Here is a 22445-nt window from a genome sequence, read left to right as displayed (position 1 = left end):
GACCATGGAGGGCACAGTGCCGAAAGAGCAGATCCGGCCGGCATCCGCGGCCTACTGGCGGGAGACGCTCGGCGACGCAACCGCAGTCGACCTGTGGACGGACGTGCCGCACCCGCCCGTGCAGTCCCACCGGGGCGCCACCCACCACTTGCGCCTCGGCGCCGACCTGGCGCAGCGGTTGCGCAGCCTCGGCCAGCAGGTGGAGGCCGACCTGCCGGCGGTCCTGCTCGCCGGGCTGCTCGTCCTACTCGGCCGCTACCAGGGCCGGACCGACGCACTGGTGGGACTCACGACCGGCGGTGCGAACACGGTCGTGCTCCGCGCCGGGCTTGCCGGCCCTCTCCGCCCGCGCGAGTTGGTCGCCCGGGTAGCCGCCGGCACTGCCGCCGCGCGTACCCATGAAGTGCCTTTCGAGGACCTGGTGGACCTGCTGGCCGGCGCCGACGACCCGAGCCGGCATCCGATCTGCCAGGTCGGTTTCGAAGCTGTGCCCGGCCCGGTCCAGAACGACCCGGTCGCCATCTTCGACCTCAAATGGACCATCCACGACGACACGCGCGACCTGCCGTGCGCCGTTCAGTACGCCACCGACCTGTGGCTGCCGGCCACCGTCGAGCGACTCGCCCAGGCATGGCTGCAGGTGCTGCACGCGATGGCCATGAACCCGGACGGGCCCCTTGACGACCTCGGCCTGGTCACCCCGGCCGAACTTGCCCGCCTCAACCGATGGAACGACACAGCGCGGCCGCTTCCGGGCACGTGCACCGTCGACGGCCTGGTCCAGCGCTGGGCGTTGCGGACCCCCGACCGGGTCGCCCTCACGGAGGGCACCACTGGTCTGACCTACGCCGAGCTCGTCGGGCAGGCCGCCCAGGTGGCCCAAACCCTGATCGGGGTGGGCGTCGGCCCGGACAGCCAAGTCGGCCTGCACCTGCCACGCGGCGCGGATCTGGTGGTCGGCATGCTCGGCGTGCTCAAGGCGGGCGGATCTTATCTCGTGCTCGACCCCTCGCACCCCGCCGAGCGTCTCGACTTCATGGTGCGCGACTGCCGGGTCACCGCCGTACTGACCGGAACGGACGTCCCGCCCTGGCTGCCGGCCACCGGCGTGCCCGCGATTGCTCTCGCGCCGACTGCCCGCCGGTCCGTCACCTCCGCGGCGGAGCCGCGCTCGCTGCCCGGCGCGCTCGCGGCGGTCATGTACACCTCCGGGTCGACCGGGCGGCCCAAAGGCGTTGGCGTCGAACACCGGGGAATAGTTCGGCTCATCACCGAGACCGACTACGTGACGATCGGACCGGACGACCTCCTGGTCCACCTGGGCGATCCGTCGTTCGACATCACGCTCTTCGAAGTCTGGGGCGCGCTCTGCAACGGTGCCCGGGTCGAGGTGCTCCCCGGCGGCGAGCAACTCGGGCCCGAGGAGGTACTCGCGCTGCTCGGCAGGCTGCGCCCGACCGTCCTGGCACTGACCAGCACGCTGTTCAACCGCGTCGTCGACCTCGATGCCGGAGCCTTCGGTGGCCTGCGTTATCTGTTCGTGGTCGGCGAAGTGATGGATCCGGGCCGCAGCCGGCAGGTCCTGCGGGACGGGCCGCCCGGCCACCTGATCAACGGCTACGGGCCGACCGAGAACACCACCTTCTCGACCTGCCATCGGATCACCGACCTGCCCGAGCGCGGCGGCGTGCCAATCGGCCGGCCCATTGCCAACACCACCCTGCACGTGGTGGACCAGCAACTGCGCCTGGTGCCGATCGGATTCCCCGGCGAGCTTTATGTCGGCGGCGCCGGCCTGGCCCGCGGCTATCTCGACCGGCCCGCGCTGACCGCGGAACGCTTCGTCCCTGATCCCTTCGGCGCTGTGCCCGGCCTGCGGCTCTATCGCACCGGAGACCTCGTCCGGTGGCGCGGGGACGGGGCCATGGAATTCCTCGGGCGGATCGACCAGCAGGTGAAGGTGCGCGGATACCGGATCGAGACGGGCGAGATCGAGGCCGCCCTGCTCGCCACCGGCACCTTCCGCGAGTGCGTCGTCCGGCTGGTCCAGGTGAGCGGCGACAACCGGCTGGTCGCCTACCTGGTCGGCCGGGAAGGGCAGCAGATCAGTGTTGACGACCTGTTGGCCCAGCTGCGCCGGCGGCTGCCCGCCTTCATGCTCCCCAACCACTTCATCGCCCTCGACCGGCTGCCCACCACCGTCAGCGGCAAGCTCGACGTCCGGGCGCTGCCCGGCGTGCCCGCCAGCCTCCAAGTGTCGCCGGTGGGCAGAGTCGCGCCCCGCAACCCGCTCGAGCGCCAGGTATGGGAGATCTGGGCCGAACTTCTCGGAGTGCGCGAGTTCGGGGTGCACGACAACTTCTTCCTCCTCGGCGGCCACTCGTTGCTCGCGATCGTGGTGGTCACCGAGATCGGCAGTCAGTTCGGTGTCGACGTACCGGCCCGGGTGATCTTCGAGACCCGGACCGTCGCCGGGCTCGCGGCCGAAATCGAGCAGCGCCGCCGTGAGCGTCCCGGCAGTCCGCCCGACGAGGTCGACGACCTTGTCCAGCGCATCGAGCGAATCTCCCGGCAGGAAGGGACCGTGTTGTGAGCGCTGTGTCCGACCAGATCCGCGACCTGCCTCCCGGACAGCGGGCACAGCTGCGGCAGCGGCTGTGGGAGCGGGGCCTGCCGCCCATCGGCCTCGGCGCGGACGATGGGGACGCCCCGGCATCGTTCACCCAACGCCGCATGCTGTTCCTGCACCACCTCGACCCGGCCAGCCACGCCTACCACAGCCCCACGGCCTACCGGATCACCGGCGACCTCGAAGTGGCCGCGCTCGCGCTGACGCTCGACGACGTCCAGGCCCGGCACGAGGTCCTGCGGGTCGCCCTGCCGGTGCACGAGGGCCGACCCGTCCAGCGGGTCGCTCTGCCCGGCCCCCGGCCGCTGCCCGTCCTCGATCTCAGCGGCCTGCCCGTCGAGCTGCGGTACGACGAGGCCGAGCGGCTCGCGCAGACCGAGCCGGGCGATCCGTTCGACCTGGCTGCGGGACCGCTGCTGCGCTATCGGTTACTGCGCCTCGCACCGCGGGAGGCACTGCTGCTCGTCACCTTCCACCACGCCGTGTTCGACGGCTGGTCGATCAGCGTCTTCACCAGGGATCTCGCCCGCTGCTACGAGGCGCGGGTGACCGGCACGAAGGCCGACCTGCCGCTGCTGCCGGTGACCTACCGCGAATACGCCTGCTGGCAGGAGGACTGGGCGGCCGGTGACGATGCGACGCGTCAGCTCGACTACTGGCAGCAGCAGCTCGCGGATGCCCCGGAGGCCCTGACACTGCCCACCGACCGGCCACGTCCGGCGGTCGCGGGACATCAGGGCGCAAGCGTGACCGGCACCGTGCCGTCGACGGTCCGCGACCGGCTGGTCGCCCTGGCCGGACGGTCCGGCGGCACGCTGTTCATGGTGCTGCTCGCCGCATTGCAGGTGGTGCTCGCCCGGTACAGCGGCCAGAACGACGTCGTGGTCGGCACGCCGGTCGCCAACCGGCGCCACCGCGCCCTGCACGAGCTGATCGGCTTCTTCGCAAACTCTGTCGCGCTGCGCACCCGGATCCGTGCCGACGAGCCGTTCAAGGACCTTCTCGAGCGGGTGCGCCAGACCTGCCTCGACGCCTACGAGCACCAGGACGTGCCGCTCGACCTGGTCGCCCGCCGGCTGCACCCGGAGCGGGACCTGAGCCGCAACCCGATCTATCAGGTCAACTGCACCATGCATAACACCCCCGATCCCGTACGTACGATGGCCGGCCTGCAGGTCGTCATGCTCGACATCGACGACCACGCCGCCCGCTTCGACCTGGACCTCAACGTCGTCGAGGAGCCGGACGGCCTACGCTGCCTGCTCATCTACGCCACCGACCTTTTCGACGCGGCGACCGCCGAGCGCCTCACCCGCTCCCTGCTGCTGGTCCTCGATGCGGTCGGCGCGGACCCCACCACCCGTGTCGGCGACCTTCCGTTGCTGGACGGCGCGGAGCGCGACAGACTGCTGCGCGACGACAACGCGAGCCTTCGGGAACGGCCCGCCGACCCGCGCGTGCACCGGCTGTTCGAGGAGCAGAAGCGGCTGTGTCCCGAGGCGGTCGCCGTCTCCGATCCCTGCGGCCGGATGACCTACGCCGAGCTGGACGGCCGCGCGAATCGCATCGCTCACTCGTTGCGAGAGCAGGGGGTGCGCCGTGGTCACATCGTCGCCGTCCTGCTCACTCCGTCGACGGAACTGGTCGCCACCCTGCTCGGCGTGCTCAAGGCCGGCGCCGCCTACCTGCCGATGAACCCAGCCGACCCCACGGCCCGGCTGATCCACCTGCTGGGGGACAGCGCCGCGACCCTGCTGATCACCGAGGCCGTCCGGCAGCAGATCACCGACATCCCCGTCCTGTACGTGGAAAGCCTGACCGGCACCACCGCCGACCCGCCCCGGGTGGACGGCCACGCGGACGATCCGATGTACCTCATCTACACATCCGGGTCGACGGGCGGCCCGAAGGGAACGCTGGTGTCGCACCGCAGCGTCGCCAACTATCTGCTCTGGACGGTGGAGACGTTCGCGGCAGCGGGTCACGGCGGCGGCACCCTGCTGCACTCCTCGGTCGCTGTCGACCTGACCGTCACCAGCCTCTTCGCCCCCCTGCTGGCCGGGCAGCGGATCATCGTGCCGCACGCCGGAGAGGCGCCCGGTGCAGCGCTGGCCGACTCCGCGCGTACCGACCGCGACCTGACCTTCGTCAAGCTGACTCCGGCCCACCTGCGCCTACTCGAAGACGTCCCTGGCGCCCAGAACCGCCGAGAGCAGTGGACCCGCGCGTTGGTCATAGGCGGCGAGGAACTGCGCGAAGGCCAGCTGGCCGGCTGGCATCCGGACGCCGCCGGGCTACGGCTGATCAACGAGTACGGCCCGACCGAGACCGCGGTCGCCTGCGCCGCGTACGAGGTGGGCCCGGCCCCAGCGCCCTCGGGCCGGGTGCCGATCGGTACCCCGATCGCCAATACCAGGCTCTACGTGCTGGACGAGAGCCTGCAGCCGGTACCGGTCGGCGCCACGGGCGAGCTCTACGTCGGCGGCGCCGGAGTCTCCTACGGCTACTGGAACCGCGCCGCTCTGACCGCCGATCGGTTCCGGCCCGACCCGTACGGCGGCCTACCCGGCAGCCGCCTCTATCGCACCGGCGACCTCGTGCGCCGCCGCAGCGATGGCAACCTGGAATACCTCGGCCGCGCGGACGACCAGGTGAAGATCCGCGGCCACCGGGTCGAACCAGGGGAGATCGCCCGGCTCGCCGAGGAACACCCGGCCGTGCGGCGATGCGTGATCGAGGTGGACCGCGCCGTCTCTGGTACGGCACAACTCGTCGCTATCGTTGCCGTCGACGGCAACGTCGCAGACGCCGGGCACCGCGACGAACGGCTCGCGCAATGGCGCAGCCTCTATGACGAGGACGTCTACGCCGATCTGTCCGCCGGCGCGGACCCCGCATTCCACCTTGCCGGCTGGATCAGCAGCTACACGGGCGAGCCGATCGACCCGGCCGAGATGGCGGCCTGGCTCGACGAGACGGTCGCCCGGCTCGCGGCGTTACGTCCGCGCCGGATCCTCGAGATCGGCTTCGGTACCGGCATGCTGTTGGCTCGACTGGCCCCCGGATCCGAGCACTACCGAGGCGTCGACCTCTCAGCCGCCGCAGTCGACTACGTCCGCCGGTCCGTCCCGGGAGCGGGGGACGCCCACGTCGAGCTGTCCGCCGCACCCGCCCACCTCGGCGTCCCTGCCGGGCAGAGTTTCGACACGGTCGTTCTCAACTCCGTCGTCCAGTACTTCCCGTCCGAGCGGTATCTCGCCGAGATCCTCGAGCAGGCGGTCTCTGCGGTGGCCCCGGGCGGCCACGTCTTCGTCGGCGACGTGCGCAACCTGGCCCTGCTGCGCGTGTTCCGCACCTCGGTCGCTGCCCGGCGCGCCCTGGCCGGCACGACCGTCGGCCGGCTGCGAGCCGACGTGCAGCGCCAGCTCGACGCCGAGGAGGAACTGTGCCTCGACCCCCGCTTCTTCACCGGCCTGCCGACCATCCTGCCTCGGATCAGCGCCGTGCGCGTCATGCCCAAACGCGGCGGGACCAGCAACGAGCTCATCCGCTACCGCTACGACGTCGTCCTCGAGATCGACGGACCGGCGCCGGCGCCGAGCGAGGTTCTCGACTGGAGCGCCGACGGCCTTAGCCTGACCGCTCTCGAGTCCCGCCTGACCGGCGAACGGCCCGCCCGGCTGGTTGTCGCCGGCGTGCCCAACGCCCGGTTGGACGGCGACCTGGCACTGCTGGACGCGCTCGCCGGCGCCTCCGGTGACACACCGCTCACCAACCTCACCTTCGGCGATCCGGGGCAGCCCGGTCATGATCCGGAACAGCTGTGGCAGCTCGCCGGCCGGGTGCCCTACCAGGTCGAGCTGAGCTGGGCCCGGGGCCGGACCGACGGCGCCTTCGACGTGCTGCTGACCCGAGTCGACCAGCTCGGCCCCACAAGCCCCGAGTTTTCCGCACCGACGCCGCAGCGCCTAGCGAACGATCCGCTGTGGCATGCCGCAGCCGTCGCCGCGTTGCCGGCGATCGAAGCGCACCTGCGCGCCCACCTGCCCGCTCCGCTGGTTCCGTCACGCTACGTCCCGCTCGCCGAGCTGCCGCTGACCCAGGGCGGCAAGCTCGACCACACGGCCCTGCGTCATCTGGTCGAGGCCGGTACCGACGGCGCAGCCGGTAGCCCGCAGGCCGCGGGGCGCAGGCCGATGAGCGACACGGAACGCCGGATCGCGGAGATCTGGACCGAACTACTGGCTCGCGAGGCGATCCGCCCAGACGACGACTTTTTCGACCTCGGCGGCCACTCCCTGCTGACCTTCAAGCTCGTGTTCCGGCTGCGCCGAGAGTTCACCGTCGAGGTCCCGATCCGGGCACCGTTCGAATTCTCCACGCTCGCCGCCCTCGCCCGGCTAGTCGACGAGCTCATCCAGCAGGAGGCGGAACCCAGGCCCCCGGCCCTGGAACGCGTTGCCCGCACCGGGTCGATGCCCGCATCCTTTGCCCAGGAAAGGCTCTGGTTCGTGCATCAACTCCATCACGGCAGCGTTCAATACAATTTCCCGGTCTTCCTGCGGCTGCGCGGCAAGCTCGATGTGGCCGCCCTGACAGCCGCCCTCGACGAGGTCACCGGCCGCCACGAGGTGCTGCGCACCGTGCTGGTCTCCGAGGACGGCGGCCCCCGCCAAGTGATCCTGCCGCACCGCCACGACGATCTGCCCGTGGTTGACCTCTCCGGCCTGCCGCCGACCGAGTGCGCCGCCGAAACCCGACGGCTCGGGCGCGACCAGTACGCCCAGCCGTTCGACCTCGCGCGCCCACCGGTGGTCCGAACCGCCCTGGCCCGGGTCGGCCCGGCCGAGCACGTCCTGCTCCTGACCATGCACCACATCGCGGTCGACGGTTGGTCGGCGGGGCTGTTGCTCGACGAACTGGCCGAGGCATACGCCGCCGCCCTCGACGGCCGGCCGTCGCGCCTGCCCGAACTGCCGGTCCAGTACGCCGACTACGCGGTCTGGCAGCGCCGCTGCGCTGCGGAGGGCCAGTGGGACAGCCAGCGCGACTACTGGCGGGAGCGCCTCGACGGCATCCTGGAGCTGCCCGGCCTGCCCACCGACCAACCCAGGCCCGCGCACGCCGCCCACGCCGGGGGCCTGCTGCCGTTCCGGATCCCGGCCAACACCACCGAGGCGCTCCGCAAGCTGTGCGGCCAGGAGGAGGCCACCCTGTTCATGGGGCTGCTGAGCGTGCTGCACGTGCTGGTAGCCCACCGCACCGGCCGGCAGGACGTCGCCGTCGGCTCGGATGTCGCCAGCCGCTCGGACACCGCCACCGAGCGGCTGATCGGTTTCTTCGTCAACCAGATCGTGCTGCGCGGCGATCTCAGCGGCCGGCCGACCTGGCGCGAGCTGCTGCGCCGCACCAGGAGCAGTACGCTCGACGCCTACGCCCATCAGGACCTGCCGTACGAGGAAGTCGTCAAGCTGCTCAACCCGCGGCGCAGCGGCAACCCCAACCCGCTGTTCCAGATCAAGATCGTGCTGGATAGCACGGCGGAGTCGGCGGCCACCCTGCCCGGACTGGAGGTCGAGCCGGCCGGCCTGGATGTGATCGACACCAGCCGGTTCGACCTCGTGCTGCTGCTCAAGGCCGACGCCGAGGGCATCGAGGGCACCTGGGACTACGACGCGGAACTGTTCAACCCCGGCACGGTCGAGGCGCTACGCGACGAATATCTGGCGCTGCTCACCGCCCTGATCGAGCGCGCCGACGAGCCGGTCGGGGACAACCCGGCACCCCGGCGGCGCAAGGGATTCAAGCGGCTCGCACCGACCGCGATCACCCTCGCCTCCGCAGAGGCCGTCACGCGCTGCCCGATCGGCGACGGGTCTGCGCTGCCGCTCGTGCTGAGCCCGACGCGCGACGACGTCGACCTGGCCGACTGGGCGGCCGCCCACCGTGACTCGCTGGAGTCGACGCTGCGCGAGGTGGGAGCGTTGCTGTTCCGCGGCTTCGACATCGTGCGGCCACCTCAGCTGGAACGCTTCGCGATGGTCTTCGTCGACGAGCTGTTCGGCGACAACGGCGAACATCCCCGGGCCGCGCTGAGCGGCAACGTGTACACGCCGGTCTTCTTCCCGCCGGAGGAGAAGCTGCTGTGGCACAACGAGAACTCTTTCAACGACGAAGCCCCGGCCAAAATTTGGTTTTGCTGTCAGCAACCCGCCGAGACCGGCGGGGAGACCCCGATCGTCGACAGCCGCGCGGTCTACCGGCGCCTCGACGCCGACCTGCGCGAGGAGTTCCTCCGCAAGGGGGTGCGCTATGTACGCAGCTACGGCACGGGCCTCGGGCTGGACTGGCGCACCGTGTTCCGCACCGACAGCCGCGACGAGGTCGCCGCCCGGTGCGCGACGCAGGGATTGGAGTACGAGTGGCGCGGTGACCGGCTGCGGACCACGGCGACCCGCCCGGCAGCCGTTCGGCACCCCGTCACCGGAGAGTGGTCCTGGTTCAACCAGGTGCAGCACTGGCATCTGGCCTGCCTGCCGGCCGCCGCCCGTACCTCGCTGCTAGCCACCATGGGGCCGGACGAACTGCCCCGCAGCTGCGAGTTCGGCGACGGCAGCCCGATCCCGGACGCCGCGATGGTCGAGATCTGCCGCGTCTATCAGGAGCTCGAGGTCACCTTCGGGTGGCAGCGCGGCGACGTGCTGATGGTCGATAACTTCCTGGTCGCGCACGCCCGCAACGCGTTCCGGGGCGACCGTGCGCTGCTGGTGGCGATGGGTGACATGGTGGGGGTCCGATGAACCAGGTGCGGGGATTCCGGCTGTCGGTGCAACAACAACACATCTGGCAGCTACGCGAAGACGGCGAGGCAACCTGGGCCCAGACCCTGCTGCTGGTGACCGGTCCGCTGGACACCGGCCGGCTGAGCGCAGCCCTGGCCGAGGTGACCAACCGTCACGCGATCCTGCGCACCTCGTACCGCCGCGTGCCGGGGGTGCGCTCGGCCGTCCAGGTCGTCGCCGAGCCGGGAGCCGCACCGTCAGAGCACCGGTTCGAGGACCTTGCCCACCTGGGCGAAGCCGAACGCCAGGAGCGCCTGCTCGCCGTCGCCGAGCAGGAACGGGGCAACGCCGACGTTGTGCTGGCAAGCGTGCTCTTCGCGCTGGCCCCCGGCCGGCACGCGCTGCTGCTGACGGTCAGTCCACTGAGCGCGGATGCGGAGACGATGCGACTGCTGGTGGCAGCCCTCGCCGGCGCCTACCGCAGCGAGAAGCCGGACGAAGAGCCGGTCGCATACGCCGAGGTCGTCGAGTGGCAGCACCAGGCCGGTCTGGACGGCCCAGTGCCGGAGGCCGATGCGCTGCTGGCCGCCGCAAACGAGCCGGCGGCCACCCGGTCCTTGCCGCTGCAACGCGCCGGCGGCGACCGGTCGGCGGGCAGCAGGCGGATCGGGCAGGAACTGGCCGGGACGGCACTGCACGCCTACGCCCGATCGCGTGGGATCGCCCCGCGCAGCGTGCTACTGGCGGTCTGGCAGGCGTTGCTCGCCCGGGTCACCGCGGCGAGCGACGTCGTGGTCGGCGCCAGCCTCGGCGGACGCGGCTACGAGGAGCTGGCGGAGTGCCTCGGCCACTTCGCCAAGTGGGTGCCGATCGTCGGTCACGTTCGGCCCGGCGTCAGCCTGTCCACCCTCACCACCGAGCTCGACCGGCAGCTGACCCGCGCCGACGACCTCGAGGAGAACCTACTGGCCTCCTACGCGGCCGGCGCCACCGGCTGGGCCACCGCATTCGACTGCCGTCCCGAGCCCGGACCCTTGACGGCCGGCGCCGTCACGTTCGTCGTCACCTGGTCCGACGTGTCGGCCGAGCCGTACGGCGTGAAGCTGGAATGCCTGCTCAGCGGCGACACCGTCCGCACGGTGTGGCACTACCGCGCCGACCGGTTCGACCCCGGCTACATCCGTAGTCTTGCGGAGCAGTACGACACCCTGCTGGCCGGTCTGCTGGCCGACCCGGCAGCTCCGGTCAGCACCGTGACCTGCCTCGACCCCGGCACCCGCGACGAACTGCTCCACAGCTTCAACGACACCGGCCGGGATCTGCCCGTCGCCTGTCTCCACGAACTCGTCGAAGCCCAGGCAGGGCGCACCCCGGACGCCGTCGCGGTCCTCGACCCGGCCAGGACACTGACCTACCGGCAGCTCGACGAACTCGCGGACCGGATCGCGCACGGGCTGCGCACCGACGGCGTCGGCCCTGAGGACCGCGTCGGCGTGTGCCTGCCGCACTCCGTGGAGCTGGTGGCGGTCATCCTTGGCGTGCTGAAGGCCGGCGCTGCCTACGTCCCCCTTGACCCGGCGCAGCCATGGCGGCGGATCCAGGCCCTGGTGAGGGAGGCACAGTGCCGTATCGTGGTCACCGGTGACCCGTCACCCGCGATCGAGCAGGACGGCACGGCTGAGCGCCGCACCACGGAACAGCTCGCCGCCCACGGCCAGGGAAAACGCCGCCGGGTGTGGCCGGAACAACTCGCCTACGTCATGTTCACCTCGGGCTCGACCGGCAGCCCCAAGGGCGTCCTGGTCCCGCATCGGGCGGTCGTGAACTACCTCGCCTGGGCCGCCGCGACCTACACCGGCGGCGGCTCCGGCGCGCTCGTGCACTCGTCGATAGCCTTCGATCTGACGGTTACCAGCCTCTTCCTGCCCCTGATCACCGGCCGGTCGGCCGACCTCGACGACGGCCGGCGCGACGTCCTGGCGCTGTTCCGCGAGCTGACCACCCGCACCGGCATCCACCTGCTCAAACTCACTCCATCGCACCTGGCCGTGGCCAGCCGGGTACTCGCGCCCGGGGATTTGGCCGGCACCGCCGACTGTCTCGTCCTCGGCGGCGAGCAGCTCACCGGTGAGGCCGTGCGACCCTGGCGCCGGGACGCCCCGGCGACCCGCGTGTTCAACGAGTACGGCCCGACCGAGGCGGCTGTCGGCTGCTGCGTCCACGAGGTCGTCGGTGAGCCCGCCGCAGGCGCCGTGCTGCCCATCGGCCGGCCCATCGCCAACACTCAGCTGTACGTGCTCGACGCCGAACTGGAGCCGGTCGCGATCGGTGTCGTCGGCGAGATCTACCTCGGTGGCCGTTCGCTGGCCCGCGGCTACCTGGGCCAGCCGGACTTGACCGCGGACCGGTTCGTGCCGGACCCGTTCTCCCCGGTGCGCGGGCAGCGGCTCTACCGTACCGGCGACCTCGCCTGCCACGGCCCCGACGGCGAGGTGCGCTTCCTCAACCGGGACGACGAGCAGCTGAAGATCCGCGGCTCTCGGGTTGAGCCCGCCGAGATCCGGGCGGTTCTGCACAGCCACCCCGCCGTCGCCGACGCCGCGGTGGTCGGCGGCCCGGACGGCCGGCTGACCGCCTATTTGGTGTCGGCCGACCCGGACAGCGCCGACCTGGACCTGAGGGCCTTCGTCACCGACCGGCTGCCCGCCTTCATGGTCCCGGACAGCTTCTTGTGGATCGACTCGATCCCGCTGACCGCCAACGGCAAGCTCGACCGCGGCCGGCTGACCGGCCGGCCGACTCCGGCCCGCAAGCCAATCTCGGTGCCCACCGACGCCGTCGAACTGACCGTGGTCCGACTGATCGAGGAGCTGCTGGACCGGGCGCCGGTCGGGATGGACGAGGACTTCTTCGAGCTCGGCGGTCACTCGCTGCTCGCCGTGCGTCTCATCGCGCGGATCAACGCCGCCTGCCACACCGACCTGCCGGTCGCGGTGTTCTTCGACCAGTCCGCCGAGCGACCGGCGACCGCCGCTCACCTGGCCCGTGCCGTCCGCTCCGGGGGGATGACGGGGGAGCAGCCGATGGTGATGCTGCGCGACGGCACGGGCACGCCTCTGTTCTGCGTACACCCGGCCGGCGGCGATATCGTCGGCTTCCGCGATCTGTCGCTCAGCGGTGTCTTGCGGCGCCCGCTCTACGGAATGCAGGCCCCACCACCGGAGCAGCAGGCCGATCAGAGCGTCGACTTCCTGGCCGGGCACTACCTGTCCGCGTTACGCGAGACACAGCCTACCGGCCCCTATCTGTTGATGGGCTGGTCGATGGGCGGGCTGGTGGCCTACGAGTTGGCCCGGCGGCTGACCGCGGCGGGGGAGCAGGTCGCAATGCTTGCCATGGTCGAGACGTACCCCGGTGAGGTGCTCCCCGACGACGTCTCCGGGGAGGCCGCGCGTCACCTCGCCGGGGAACTGGGCCGGCTGCCACTGAACCTCGACGAGCTCGGCGTGCTGCTCCCGGGCGACGAGGCAACCGAACAAGTGCTCGCGACCGCCTCCACCGCTGGTCTGGTCTCCTCCGACCGAGAGCACGCAGACCTCGAACGGCGTGTGCGTCTCAACCACTTGCACGTACGGGCAGCGGCCGGCTACCGCCCCGGTCCCTACGCCGGACCGGTGACCCTGGTACAGGCGAGCCACACCACCCCCGAACTGCGGCGCGACGCCCTGGCTGTCTGGCGGCGAATCTGCACCGGCCCGGTGGTCGTCCACGAGTTGCCCGGCGAGCATTTCACGCTGCTGCGCAGACCCGCCGTGGACGATCTCGCCAAGATCCTTGAGTCGGCGGCGTGACCACCCTGCAGCGCTGCGGCGCCCGGCACGTGCGCGACGTCGTCCTGTGCGAGCCGACTCATTTCCGCGCGGCGTACGAGATCAATCCCTACGAGTCGGTTGGATCCAATGAGGACGCGAAACCACGTGCGAGCTTCCGGCATCCTGAGCGTGCGGGGGAGGCCGAACTTGCGGCTCCGGGGTGCGCCGCACCATCTGGCCCTGCCCGGCTGGGTGGACGGCGTCGCGGGCGTCGGCGGCACCCCGTGAGCTGCGAATCTTCCACCGGCTGTCGGTATCGGCGGTGGAGAGCGCCGTCCTGGCCGAGGTTTTCGCGGACGCCGTAGTGCAATCGACACTGCAAATACAAGGAGAGAAGGAGCACGGTAATGGGACAACACTTGACTCGGCGCGGCCTGCTGCGCGCTTCCCTGGTGTCCGCCACAGCAGTGGGCGCAGGGCTGGCCGTCGGTGCCGCGTCCGCCTCCGCCGGCGAGCGCCATCCCGGGCCGCCGGAGATCCCAGACGTGCCGGGTATGCATGGCGACCCGTTTAACAACGAATTCTGGTACCAGTACGACGAAGCGTTCCTCTACCACCCGTCAGTGACCGTCAAGGCGGCGCTGACGGCGATAACCGAGGAACTGGGCTCGGTGCAGGCCGCGTTCGCGTTGGCCTGGCAGGAGCACCGCGCGAACGGCACCTTCCCGGACGGGTTTGTGGCGGAGTTCCTGCCGGTCAAAGAGCCGTTGACGGTCGTCGCGGACGCCCAGTTCGATGTGATGCACCGGTTTTTCGGCCGGAACGCCGCGAAGCTGCGGTCGGCGTTCGCCGACTTCGGCCAGGGCGTGCTCTACGATCCGCGCCGTTATCCCGGCCAGCGCGTACACATGATGGACTACCCGGGCGGCACCGAGCCGCCGGGCGCCTACCACGTCTGGCACTCCATCATCCGGGCCCAGACCCTGTTGGGCATCGCCCCGAAGCGGTGGAACGCCGTCGACCGCCTCGTCGGTCTCGCCTGGGCGGCGCAATCCATCGCGAAGCCGGTCACCGATGCCACCGACAACCAGCCGCTGCCGCGGGTTGTGCTCGCCCGGCAGACCGCCGCGTGGTTGCGCCGTAGCCCGGAGGAGATGGATACCGAGTTCGACAACTTCCCGTACCCGACCGGAGTCAGCTGACGTGACGGCGCCCGGGTCGGGGAAGGGCGCGGGCGCGTCGGTGCTGCCCGGCGACCCCGGTGGGGACCTACGAAAACAACCACCGCGACTCCCTTGAGCTTGTTGTTCAAACTCGGCCTCCGGGGCTTATGGTGATGCTGGCTGGCCGTCGCGACGAGCTGGGCTGCGGGCCATCAACCGGCTGCACCGGTTGCTGCTGGAGCTTTCCCCGGCGGGGCAAAGCAGTTCCTGTCCGCACGGCAGGCACGTGTGCTGATCGCGACCATCAGACCCCGTGACATCGTGGGCAAGGTTGAGGGCGTCGACAAAAAGATCAAGACTGCGGAGAAGGACCTCAAGGAACTGGTGGTCGCCCGCGGCCGCACATTGACGGACCTGCACGGGATCGGCCCCTCAGGTGCGGCTCGGCTGTTGGCAGACGTCGGCGACGTCCGCCGGTTCGCCGACCGCGACCGGTTCGCGTCCTGGAACGGCACCGCCCTGCTGGACGCGTCCTCCGGCGACCAGAAACGTCACCGGCCTCTCCCGCGCCGGCAACCGGACGCTGCACATCATGGCCGACCCCTGCAACGGCGCCGGTGCGATGCGCCGCGCCTCCCCACCTGCCGGGTGTCAGACCATCGGGTTGCCGCCGACGGTCGCCGCAGGGGGAGGTGAGGTTCTGGACGACATCCCAGTGCTCGACGATATGACCATTGTCGAGCCGGAAGGTGTCAACGATGACTTCCTCGCTCTTTTGGCTTAGGGGGGCGTCGGGTCAGAATCGTGGCGTCTGACCGCAGGGCCCCGCGTGGTCGCAGTACGGCTGCAGACCGCTCTGCCCGCACCCACACAGGACGGTCCTCGTCTCGGCGCGTGGGCCTTCCGGCGTGTCCACGCTCAACTTGCCCCGAACGACCAACTGTCCCACGGAGTTGCGTGTGATCCGCGAGGGTTCATCCGGGATCTCCGCCCCGCCGTCCACAAGTTCGTATTGCAGCGCACCCGAGGGACAGCGCCGTACCACTTCGGCCAGACGATCGGCCTCGGCACCGTCGGGCCGGATCCACGGGCGCCGGCCCGTGTCGAAGACCTCCGGTAAGCCCCGGACACATTCGGCGGCGTGCAAGCAGCGCCTGCCCTCGAAGGTCACGGTGATCGACCTTCCGTCGTACGATTTCCTCTCGGTCCCACTGCTCATACCGACCTCCGTCGCTGCCGTGCCCAACTGTTCAGTCACTGACTCTGCTGCGGGACTGGTACACCAGATCCCCGTACTCGGGATGCCGGGCGATCCATCCCGCGAAGAACGGGCAGGTGGCCAGGACGCGCAGGTTCGCGGCACGCGCCTCGTCGAGGGCGGTGCGGGCCAGTGCTGACCCGACCCCCTTGCCCTCGTACTCCGGCGAGACCTCGGTGTGCACGAACGCGACGAGTTCCGCGGTACGGATGTACTGCGCGACGCCCGCGACCCTGGACTCCCCGTCGACCCGGGCCTCGTACTGCTTGGCCTCGGGAACGTCCTTCACTTCCACCATCACGTGTCCTCCATACGTCTTCGGGGTCGATCTGAGTCTGGAGCTTTGCGTCCCCCGGCCTCAGGCAGTGCATCGATTCGTCGATGCCCGCAGTGCGCCGGGGTGCGGGCCGACCGGATGTCGACCCCCAACCGAGTGGGTCGCTGCGCCGTCTACTTTAGATCTCCTTGGAGACCACCCACCTGCCGCTGGCGTTCCAGCGCAGAACGCCGGTGTGGCCCATTGCCACGTCGTCGACGTCGAGCAGCATGACGCGGACGGCGCTTTTGGACCAGGCGATGCCGCTGCGGTGCCGGTTGCGGGCGCGGTCGTGCGCTGCTGGCGGCGTGCCGCCTGTTCCCTCGTGGTCCTCAGACCATGGGGAGTCGCTCGGCGAACCTCCAGACGATCTCACTGGCGTCGGGGCCCGCGTGATCGGTGTAGCGGCCGTCGCCGTCAGGGCCCGGCCAGGCGTGCCCCATGTCCTCGACGCGGTACGACTCGACGACCGACAAGCCGTCCGGCGCGGTGATCGTCGTGTGCGTGTACGCGTTCCGACCCGCAGTGGCGGGCACCGAGACGGTCTCCTCGGTCAGGTCGAGGCTGTTGTTGGGCAGCCCGTCGTCGACGAGGTCGCTCACGATGGTCCAGTGTTCAACGAGTCGGGTGGCGACCAGGGGCGGCACGACCTCGTCGCGCTCGCCCTGAATGACCAGCAGTGGCACCCGCCGGGCGTGTTCGCCCATCTGGGCCCGCGCCTGACGTGCCGTGTCCAGCGGCGGTATCGAGTCCGGGTCGTCGGGGTCCACCTGATCGAGGCCGTATTCGCCGCCGGCGACCGAGGTCGCGGTGGCGAAGACGTCGAGGTAGGTCACGGCAAGGATGATCGCGGTCCCCGCGCCCGACGAGGCGCCGGCCACGTGCACCCGCGCGGGATCCGCGCGGTATCTCTCGACCACCTGCCGGGCGACACCGGCCAGCAGCGCAGGCTCCCCGGCACGCACCTGGAAGGAGAGATCTTTGACAGCGTGGAAGTCGCCGTAGGTGAGGTTCAGCCGGTCGACCTCGATGACAGATGTGGTGGACATGTACCCATGACAGCGCGGACGCAGCCGGCCCGTCGGTGGCGTGGTGTCACGGCCGCTTGTGACGTGGTGTCACTGGTCGTGGCCGCTGGCCGCCGGATAATGAGAGGGTGACCGCACGAACGACGGGCTTCACCCAGTCGACGCAGGGGAGGCTGCGCCGGCTCAACCTAGCCACGTCGCTGCCGCCCGTGGTGTTCGCCTCGGTGGTCCTGCTCTACATCGACACGCGTACCTGGTGGCACGTCGTCGTCCTGCTGCCGGGGGTGGTGGCAGCCCTGGTGGCCTTCGAACGGTGGACGGCCCGCGACCTGTCCCGGTTCGTGCTGCCCTGCGTGATCGTGGCGGGCGCGGTGTGGCCGGTGGGGGTTCTTGTCACCGATACTCCGAACGCGTTCTGGGGTATCGGCGCCGTGGGCTCCCTCGCACTGCACGAGGTCCGGCGGCGTCGAGGGCTGGCGGTGGCCGGGCTGTTCTCCTACGTCGCCGTGGTCGGTGCGGCGCGGCTGTTGGTGGAGCGGGACGACATCGGCGACGTACTGGGTGCCTATGTCCTCGTGCCGACCTTCTTCACCGTCGGGTTGACGGTCCTGACGTTGGTGGGCGAGCGGTTCTACGACCTCATCCGGGAGCTCGAGCAAACTCGGGATCGGGAGGCGGAGCTGGCGGTGGTGCGGGAGCGCGTGCGGTTCGCGAGCGACCTGCACGACATCCAGGGCCATACCCTGCACGTGGTCAAGCTGAAGATCGCGCTGACGCAGCGACTGCTGCTCCGCGACGCCGAGCGGGCGGAGAAGGAGTTGCGGGAGACGTATGCGCTGGTCAGTGACACCATCGCGCAGACCAAGGAACTCGCGTACGCCCAGCGGCGGCTCAACCTCACCGCGGAGATCGAGAACGCGAAGAACCTGTTCGAGGCCGCCGGTATCCGGGTCCGGGTGACCCGGGAGGCCGAGGTCGACGCCCGCGCCAGCGAACTGCTCGGGCAGGTGCTGCGCGAGACGACCACCAACATCCTCCGCCACGCGCAGGCCACCCAGGTCCAGATCATCCTCGCCGAGTCGGGCATCACCATCGTCAACGACGGGGTGACCACCACCACGCCCCCCGAGCTCAGGGGACTGGCGACACTCAGGCAGCGGGTGGCGGGCGACGGAGGCGAGTTGACCGTGGACCAGACGGACGAGCGGTTCCTGACGGCGGCGGTCTTCCGACCCGCTCGTGCTGGTGTGGCCCCACCGACCGCGGGGGAGGACGACCGATGACGACGATCGTGCTGGCTGACGACGAGGTCCTGCTGCGTACGGCCCTGGCCGCGCTACTGCCGATGGAAGGCGACATCACCGTTCTCGCTGAGGCCGAGAACGGAGAGAAGGCCGTCGAGGCCACCCTGCGGCACCGGCCCGAGGTGCTGGTCATCGACCTGGAGATGCCTGGCATGGACGGTCTCGACGCGGTCGCGCAGATCCGTCAAGCGCGACCGGAGCAGGTGATCCTCATGCTGACCCGGCACGCCCGCCCCGGCGTGCTGCGCAAGGCGTTGCGGCTCGGCGTCCAAGGCTTCGTCAGCAAGTCCGCCGAGCCGGCCCACATCACCTTTGTCATCGCCACCCTGCACGCGGGTAAACGCTGGATCGACCCGGATGTCTCCGCGCTGGCCGTCACCGAGGACTGCCCCCTCACCGACCGTGAAGCCGACGTGCTGCGGGTCACCGGCGAGGGCTACTCGGTCGCCGACATCGCCGCCCGGCTCCACCTCGCCCCGGGCACCGTCCGCAACTACCTCTCCAACGCCATGCGCAAGACCCAGACCCGGACCCGCCACGAAGCGGCCCGCTACGCCCGCGGACACGACTGGCTGTGAGAGCGGCCTCCGGCCCACCTACCATCACGCCGACCGCCGCGGGATCTGGTACGCGGCGCGCTCGGCCTGCACGGCGCCACCACCCGCAACGTTGATCGCCGGATGGTGAACGGGTGACGGCCGCCCGGCCGGCGGGGTCCGCTACACCCACCTCGTGCAGATGCAGCAGGGTGCCGGCCTTGGGCTACCAGCGGGACGCCTCGCAGATGAAGCCGGGGGCGAGCCGCAACCGGAGCACGTTGTCGCCCCATCAGGGCGCGCACCCGGGCGGCGGTGGTCTCGTGGATCCCGACGGCAGCCAGAGGGCGTGCAGCAGGTCGACGAAGGCGCAGGCCGACCTCGGGCCGCGCAGGCCGGTGAGCAGGCCCTGCTCCTCGTAGTAGCGCAGGAATCGCACGCTGATTCCGGTGCGAGCGGCGAGTGCACCGATCCGGACGGGTGGCGGTCATCGCCGCCTCCCCGTTCCTAGCTGACGTCCACGGGAGAGTCAGCCTACTGACGTGTCGGAACGCGGCCAGTGCCGCCACGTCACACGTGACGGTGACGTGGCGGCACTGACGCGCGGCCGCGAGGGCCGCTGTCATTGAGGCATGTCCGCCTCGGCGGTGGATGGAGGCCCGACGCGATTGTGACCTGGTTGAGCCAAAAGGCGCGGCGTCGCATCCCGGTAGGCCACCACATCGAAGAACAGGAGACCTGGACGTGTATCGAAGGCATGGCATCGCCCTGATCGGGATACTCGGCATGATCGGTGCCTTGGCCGCGGTCATCCCGGCGACGGCCGGGGAGTCGACGGCCGGGAGACCGACGGTGGGGTTGCAGTGGGCGGCGTGCCCGCAGGACGTGGTGGTGCCGCCTGCGGTACAGGGGCAGGTGCAGTGCGCGAAGGTGCCGGTTCCGCTGGACTACCGCGACTCCGACGGCACCCAGATCGAGATCATGGTGTCGCGGATCGCGAGCACGAAGCCGGAGAAGCGGCGCGGTGTGCTGATGTTCAACCCCGGCGGGCCGGGCGGCACCGGGCTGGATCAGCCGGGTTTCCTGGTCGGCCAAGGGCTGCCGGCCAGCGTCATGGATGCCTACGATCTGATCGGCATGGACACCCGGGGCGTCGGGCACTCGGCGCCGGTGAGCTGCGGCTTCGTCCTCGGCGACGCCTATTGGGCCAACATTCCGCCGTACGCGGTCGACGACGCGGACGTGACCCGGCAGGCGGAGATCGCCGAGGAGGTCGCCGCCCGGTGCGCGGAGAACGACACCGACGGGCGGCTGCGGCATTTGACGACCGCCAACATGGCCCGTGACCTGGACCGGATCCGGGCCGCGCTCGGTGAGGAGAAGGCCAGCTTCTACGGGGCGTCCTACGGCTCTGCGTTGGGTGCGGCGTACGCCTCGATGTTCCCCAGGAGCACCGATCGGATCGTGTTGGACAGCAACATCGGCGATACCCACCTCGACCGGGACGGCCTGCGGCGGTACGCGCTCGGCATGGAGCAGACGTTCCCCGACTTTGCGACCTGGGCGGCGGCGCGACACGACTCCTACGGCCTGGGTCGCACTCCACAGCAGGTGCGCAGGACCTACCTGACCCTCGCCGAACGGTTCGACCGGACACCGGCGCCCGACGGGCTCACCGGCGCCTTCTTCCGGGGCATCACGTTCGCCTACCTCTACAACGAGAGGCAGTACGGGAACCTCGCGCGGACCTGGCAGTCGTACCTGGATCCCGGCCAGGCACCGTCGCAGGCGGAGACGGCGGCGGCGGCGCCCAGCCCGAACGACAACGCCTTCACCGTGTTCCTCGCCGTCACCTGCAATGACGTCCAGTGGCCCAAGGACGTCGCGACCTATCGGCGGGCCGTCGCAGAGGACCGCAAGCGGTACCCGCTCTTCGGTGCGGCCAGCGCCAACATCACCCCGTGCGCCTACTGGAAGTACGAGCCGTCCGAGCCGCCCGTCGCGATCAGTGACAAGGGGGCGCGCAACGTGCTGGTCCTGCAGAACCGGCAGGACCCGGTCACCCCGTTGGCGGGGGGCAAGCTGCTGCGCGAGAAGTTCGGGCAGCGCGCCCGGCTGGTGACCGCCAACCAGAGCGGGCACGGCGTCTACGTGCTGAGCGGCAACGCCTGCGCGCTGAACCTCACCACGTCGTACCTCGTGGAGGGAACGATGCCGGCCAGGGACACGACCTGTCGGGGCGACTGACCCGGATCAGGAGTGACCCGAGGGCGCGGAACACGAGGTGTTCCGCGCCCTCGGCGGGGTCGTGGTCTGAACCGACCTGCGATCCGCGACGCTCCAAGCAGCATCAAAGCCTTGCCCCGCAGCGTGCTCAAGTACTTTTCCTGGGCGTTTCCGATCGCAGCCAGCGCCACGAGTTTCACGTCTGCGGTGCCACTCCTCACGACGATCGGTTCGTCTTGAACCGGCAGCGAAGACGGATGGGTCGTGGTACTGCTCTGATCGATCGGAGTAAACGTCGCCTGTGGGCTATTCCAGACGGAATTCATGTAGATCCACGAGAGCTGCTACGAGCGACCGGTGTCGTGGGCGGCCGATCGATCGCGACACAACGGTGCCGTCGACTGTTCTGGTGCAGGAGCAGGTGCGCGTCCTGTTCGCCGGCCAGCCCGGTCAGCGCAAGCTTCCCTCGCAGTACGTCTTCCGCGGCACCTGCGCCACCTGCAGGAAGGCTGGGACCAGCTACGCCCGGCGGCACACTGACCGAGCCGATCAGAAGGACTGGGGCACGCAATGAAGGTATTCATCATCGGGGTCAGCGGATCCATCGGAGGGCTGCTCGCGCGGAACCTGATCGATCGCGGCGATGAGGTCTCCGGCCTGGTACGTCGCGATGAGCAGAGAGCCGATCTCGCCGCGCGGGGCATCGATGCGCGTGTCGCCGACCTCGCGGACATCACCCCCGGCTCCCTGGCATCCATGCTCAGGGGGATCGACGCCGTCGTGTATACCGCCGGGTCGAACGGAGGCGCCAGGGAGGTCACGGCGGCCATCGATGGTGACGGCGTGGTGAAGGCCCTCGAAGCGACGCGTATCGCCCGAGTGAAGCGCTTCACGTTGGTATCGGTGCTTCCCGAGGCCGGGCGGGGCCAGGAATTCGACGAGGACGTGGAGTTCTACTTCGCGGTGAAGAAGCTCATCGACGTCGCCGTGTCTGAAAGTGGTCTCGACTGGCTGATCCTCAGGCCATCGGCGCTTGTCGATAACGCCGGAATCGGGGCGATAGCCCTCGGTCCGGCGCAGCCGCACGACGAGATCTCCCGCGAGGACGTCGCCGCCACCCTGGCGGAACTGCTCCACGAGCCCCGGATCCGCCGGCAAATCCTCGAGCTCACTCAGGGCTCGACGCCGATTGCCACGGCGGTTCAGACAAACATCCGCTGACCGGCTCGCGGCGGCGCGGATGGCTGTCGCTCGGCGCGTGACGGCCGTAGCTTCCGTCACGCGCCGAGCGGGCGTCGTCCTCAGCCGTGCGGGTGGATGCGGCACCAGGTCCACCACGTCGACACGCGGGCGAGTGCCAGTCAGGCATCGCTCTGTGTAGCACGCCTGAC

13 protein-coding genes are annotated in these 22445 nt (G+C 70.2%); 9 read left to right on the top strand and 4 right to left on the bottom strand.

The window, feature by feature from the left end; genetic code table 11:
• The first annotated feature begins 16 nt into the window (after positions 1-16).
• The 5 genes from F4558_RS13695 to F4558_RS13675 all read left to right on the top strand — a co-directional run bounded on the left by F4558_RS13695 (position 17) and on the right by F4558_RS13675 (position 15082).
• Positions 17-2593, top strand: a complete 2577-nt coding sequence (locus F4558_RS13695) for a non-ribosomal peptide synthetase (protein ID WP_167944421.1) — start codon at positions 17-19, stop codon at positions 2591-2593.
• Complete coding sequence (locus tag F4558_RS13690; RefSeq protein ID WP_167944419.1) at positions 2590-9429, top strand: non-ribosomal peptide synthetase; 6840 nt, start codon at positions 2590-2592, stop codon at positions 9427-9429. Before F4558_RS13695 ends, F4558_RS13690 begins: the two co-directional genes overlap by 4 nt.
• A complete protein-coding gene (locus tag F4558_RS13685; protein WP_167944417.1) occupies positions 9426-13262 on the top strand; it encodes a non-ribosomal peptide synthetase in 3837 nt (1278 codons plus the stop codon). Before F4558_RS13690 ends, F4558_RS13685 begins: the two co-directional genes overlap by 4 nt.
• 368 nt (positions 13263-13630) lie before the next feature.
• On the top strand, positions 13631-14425 hold the full coding sequence (locus F4558_RS13680; RefSeq protein ID WP_157552730.1) for a Tat pathway signal sequence domain protein: 795 nt from the start codon (positions 13631-13633) through the stop codon (positions 14423-14425).
• 249 nt (positions 14426-14674) lie between these two features.
• A complete protein-coding gene (locus tag F4558_RS13675) occupies positions 14675-15082 on the top strand; it encodes a transposase (protein WP_053657770.1) in 408 nt (135 codons plus the stop codon).
• A gap of 100 nt (positions 15083-15182) precedes the next feature.
• On the opposite strand, the gene F4558_RS31620 is transcribed toward F4558_RS13675, so the two are convergent.
• The 3 genes from F4558_RS31620 to F4558_RS31265 form a co-directional block, all read right to left on the bottom strand.
• On the bottom strand, positions 15183-15605 hold the full coding sequence (locus F4558_RS31620; RefSeq protein WP_053657781.1) for a (4Fe-4S)-binding protein: 423 nt from the start codon (positions 15603-15605) through the stop codon (positions 15183-15185).
• Between the two features lie 31 nt (positions 15606-15636).
• Positions 15637-15942: a GNAT family N-acetyltransferase gene (locus tag F4558_RS13665; RefSeq protein WP_197281594.1), complete on the bottom strand. Its 306-nt coding sequence runs from the start codon at positions 15940-15942 to the stop codon at positions 15637-15639.
• Between the two features lie 350 nt (positions 15943-16292).
• A complete protein-coding gene (locus F4558_RS31265; protein WP_053657775.1) occupies positions 16293-17009 on the bottom strand; it encodes a CE1 family esterase in 717 nt (238 codons plus the stop codon).
• Positions 17010-17116: 107 nt separating this feature from the next.
• Here F4558_RS31265 and F4558_RS32150 point away from each other — a divergent pair, with 107 nt between their 5' ends.
• Positions 17117-18271, top strand: a complete 1155-nt coding sequence (locus F4558_RS32150; RefSeq protein WP_167944415.1) for a sensor histidine kinase — start codon at positions 17117-17119, stop codon at positions 18269-18271.
• Positions 18268-18870: a response regulator gene (locus tag F4558_RS13650; protein ID WP_167944413.1), complete on the top strand. Its 603-nt coding sequence runs from the start codon at positions 18268-18270 to the stop codon at positions 18868-18870. The genes F4558_RS32150 and F4558_RS13650 overlap by 4 nt, the downstream gene beginning before the upstream one ends.
• 250 nt (positions 18871-19120) lie before the next feature.
• Here the strand turns inward: F4558_RS13650 and F4558_RS31260 are convergent, their stop codons facing one another.
• Positions 19121-19300, bottom strand: a complete 180-nt coding sequence (locus F4558_RS31260) for a MerR family DNA-binding transcriptional regulator (protein WP_376767593.1) — start codon at positions 19298-19300, stop codon at positions 19121-19123.
• 272 nt (positions 19301-19572) lie between these two features.
• Here F4558_RS31260 and F4558_RS13640 point away from each other — a divergent pair, with 272 nt between their 5' ends.
• Complete coding sequence (locus tag F4558_RS13640; RefSeq protein WP_209273286.1) at positions 19573-21075, top strand: alpha/beta hydrolase; 1503 nt, start codon at positions 19573-19575, stop codon at positions 21073-21075.
• Between the two features lie 549 nt (positions 21076-21624).
• The gene (locus tag F4558_RS13635) at positions 21625-22275 is read left to right on the top strand and encodes an NAD(P)H-binding protein (protein WP_167944411.1); all 651 of its coding nucleotides are present in this window, start codon (positions 21625-21627) and stop codon (positions 22273-22275) included.
• Positions 22276-22445 lie beyond the last annotated feature (170 nt).

It is taken from the genome of Micromonospora profundi, from assembly GCF_011927785.1.
Taxonomy (GTDB): domain Bacteria; phylum Actinomycetota; class Actinomycetes; order Mycobacteriales; family Micromonosporaceae; genus Micromonospora; species Micromonospora profundi.
This window is presented reverse-complemented; position numbering and strand designations above follow the sequence as displayed.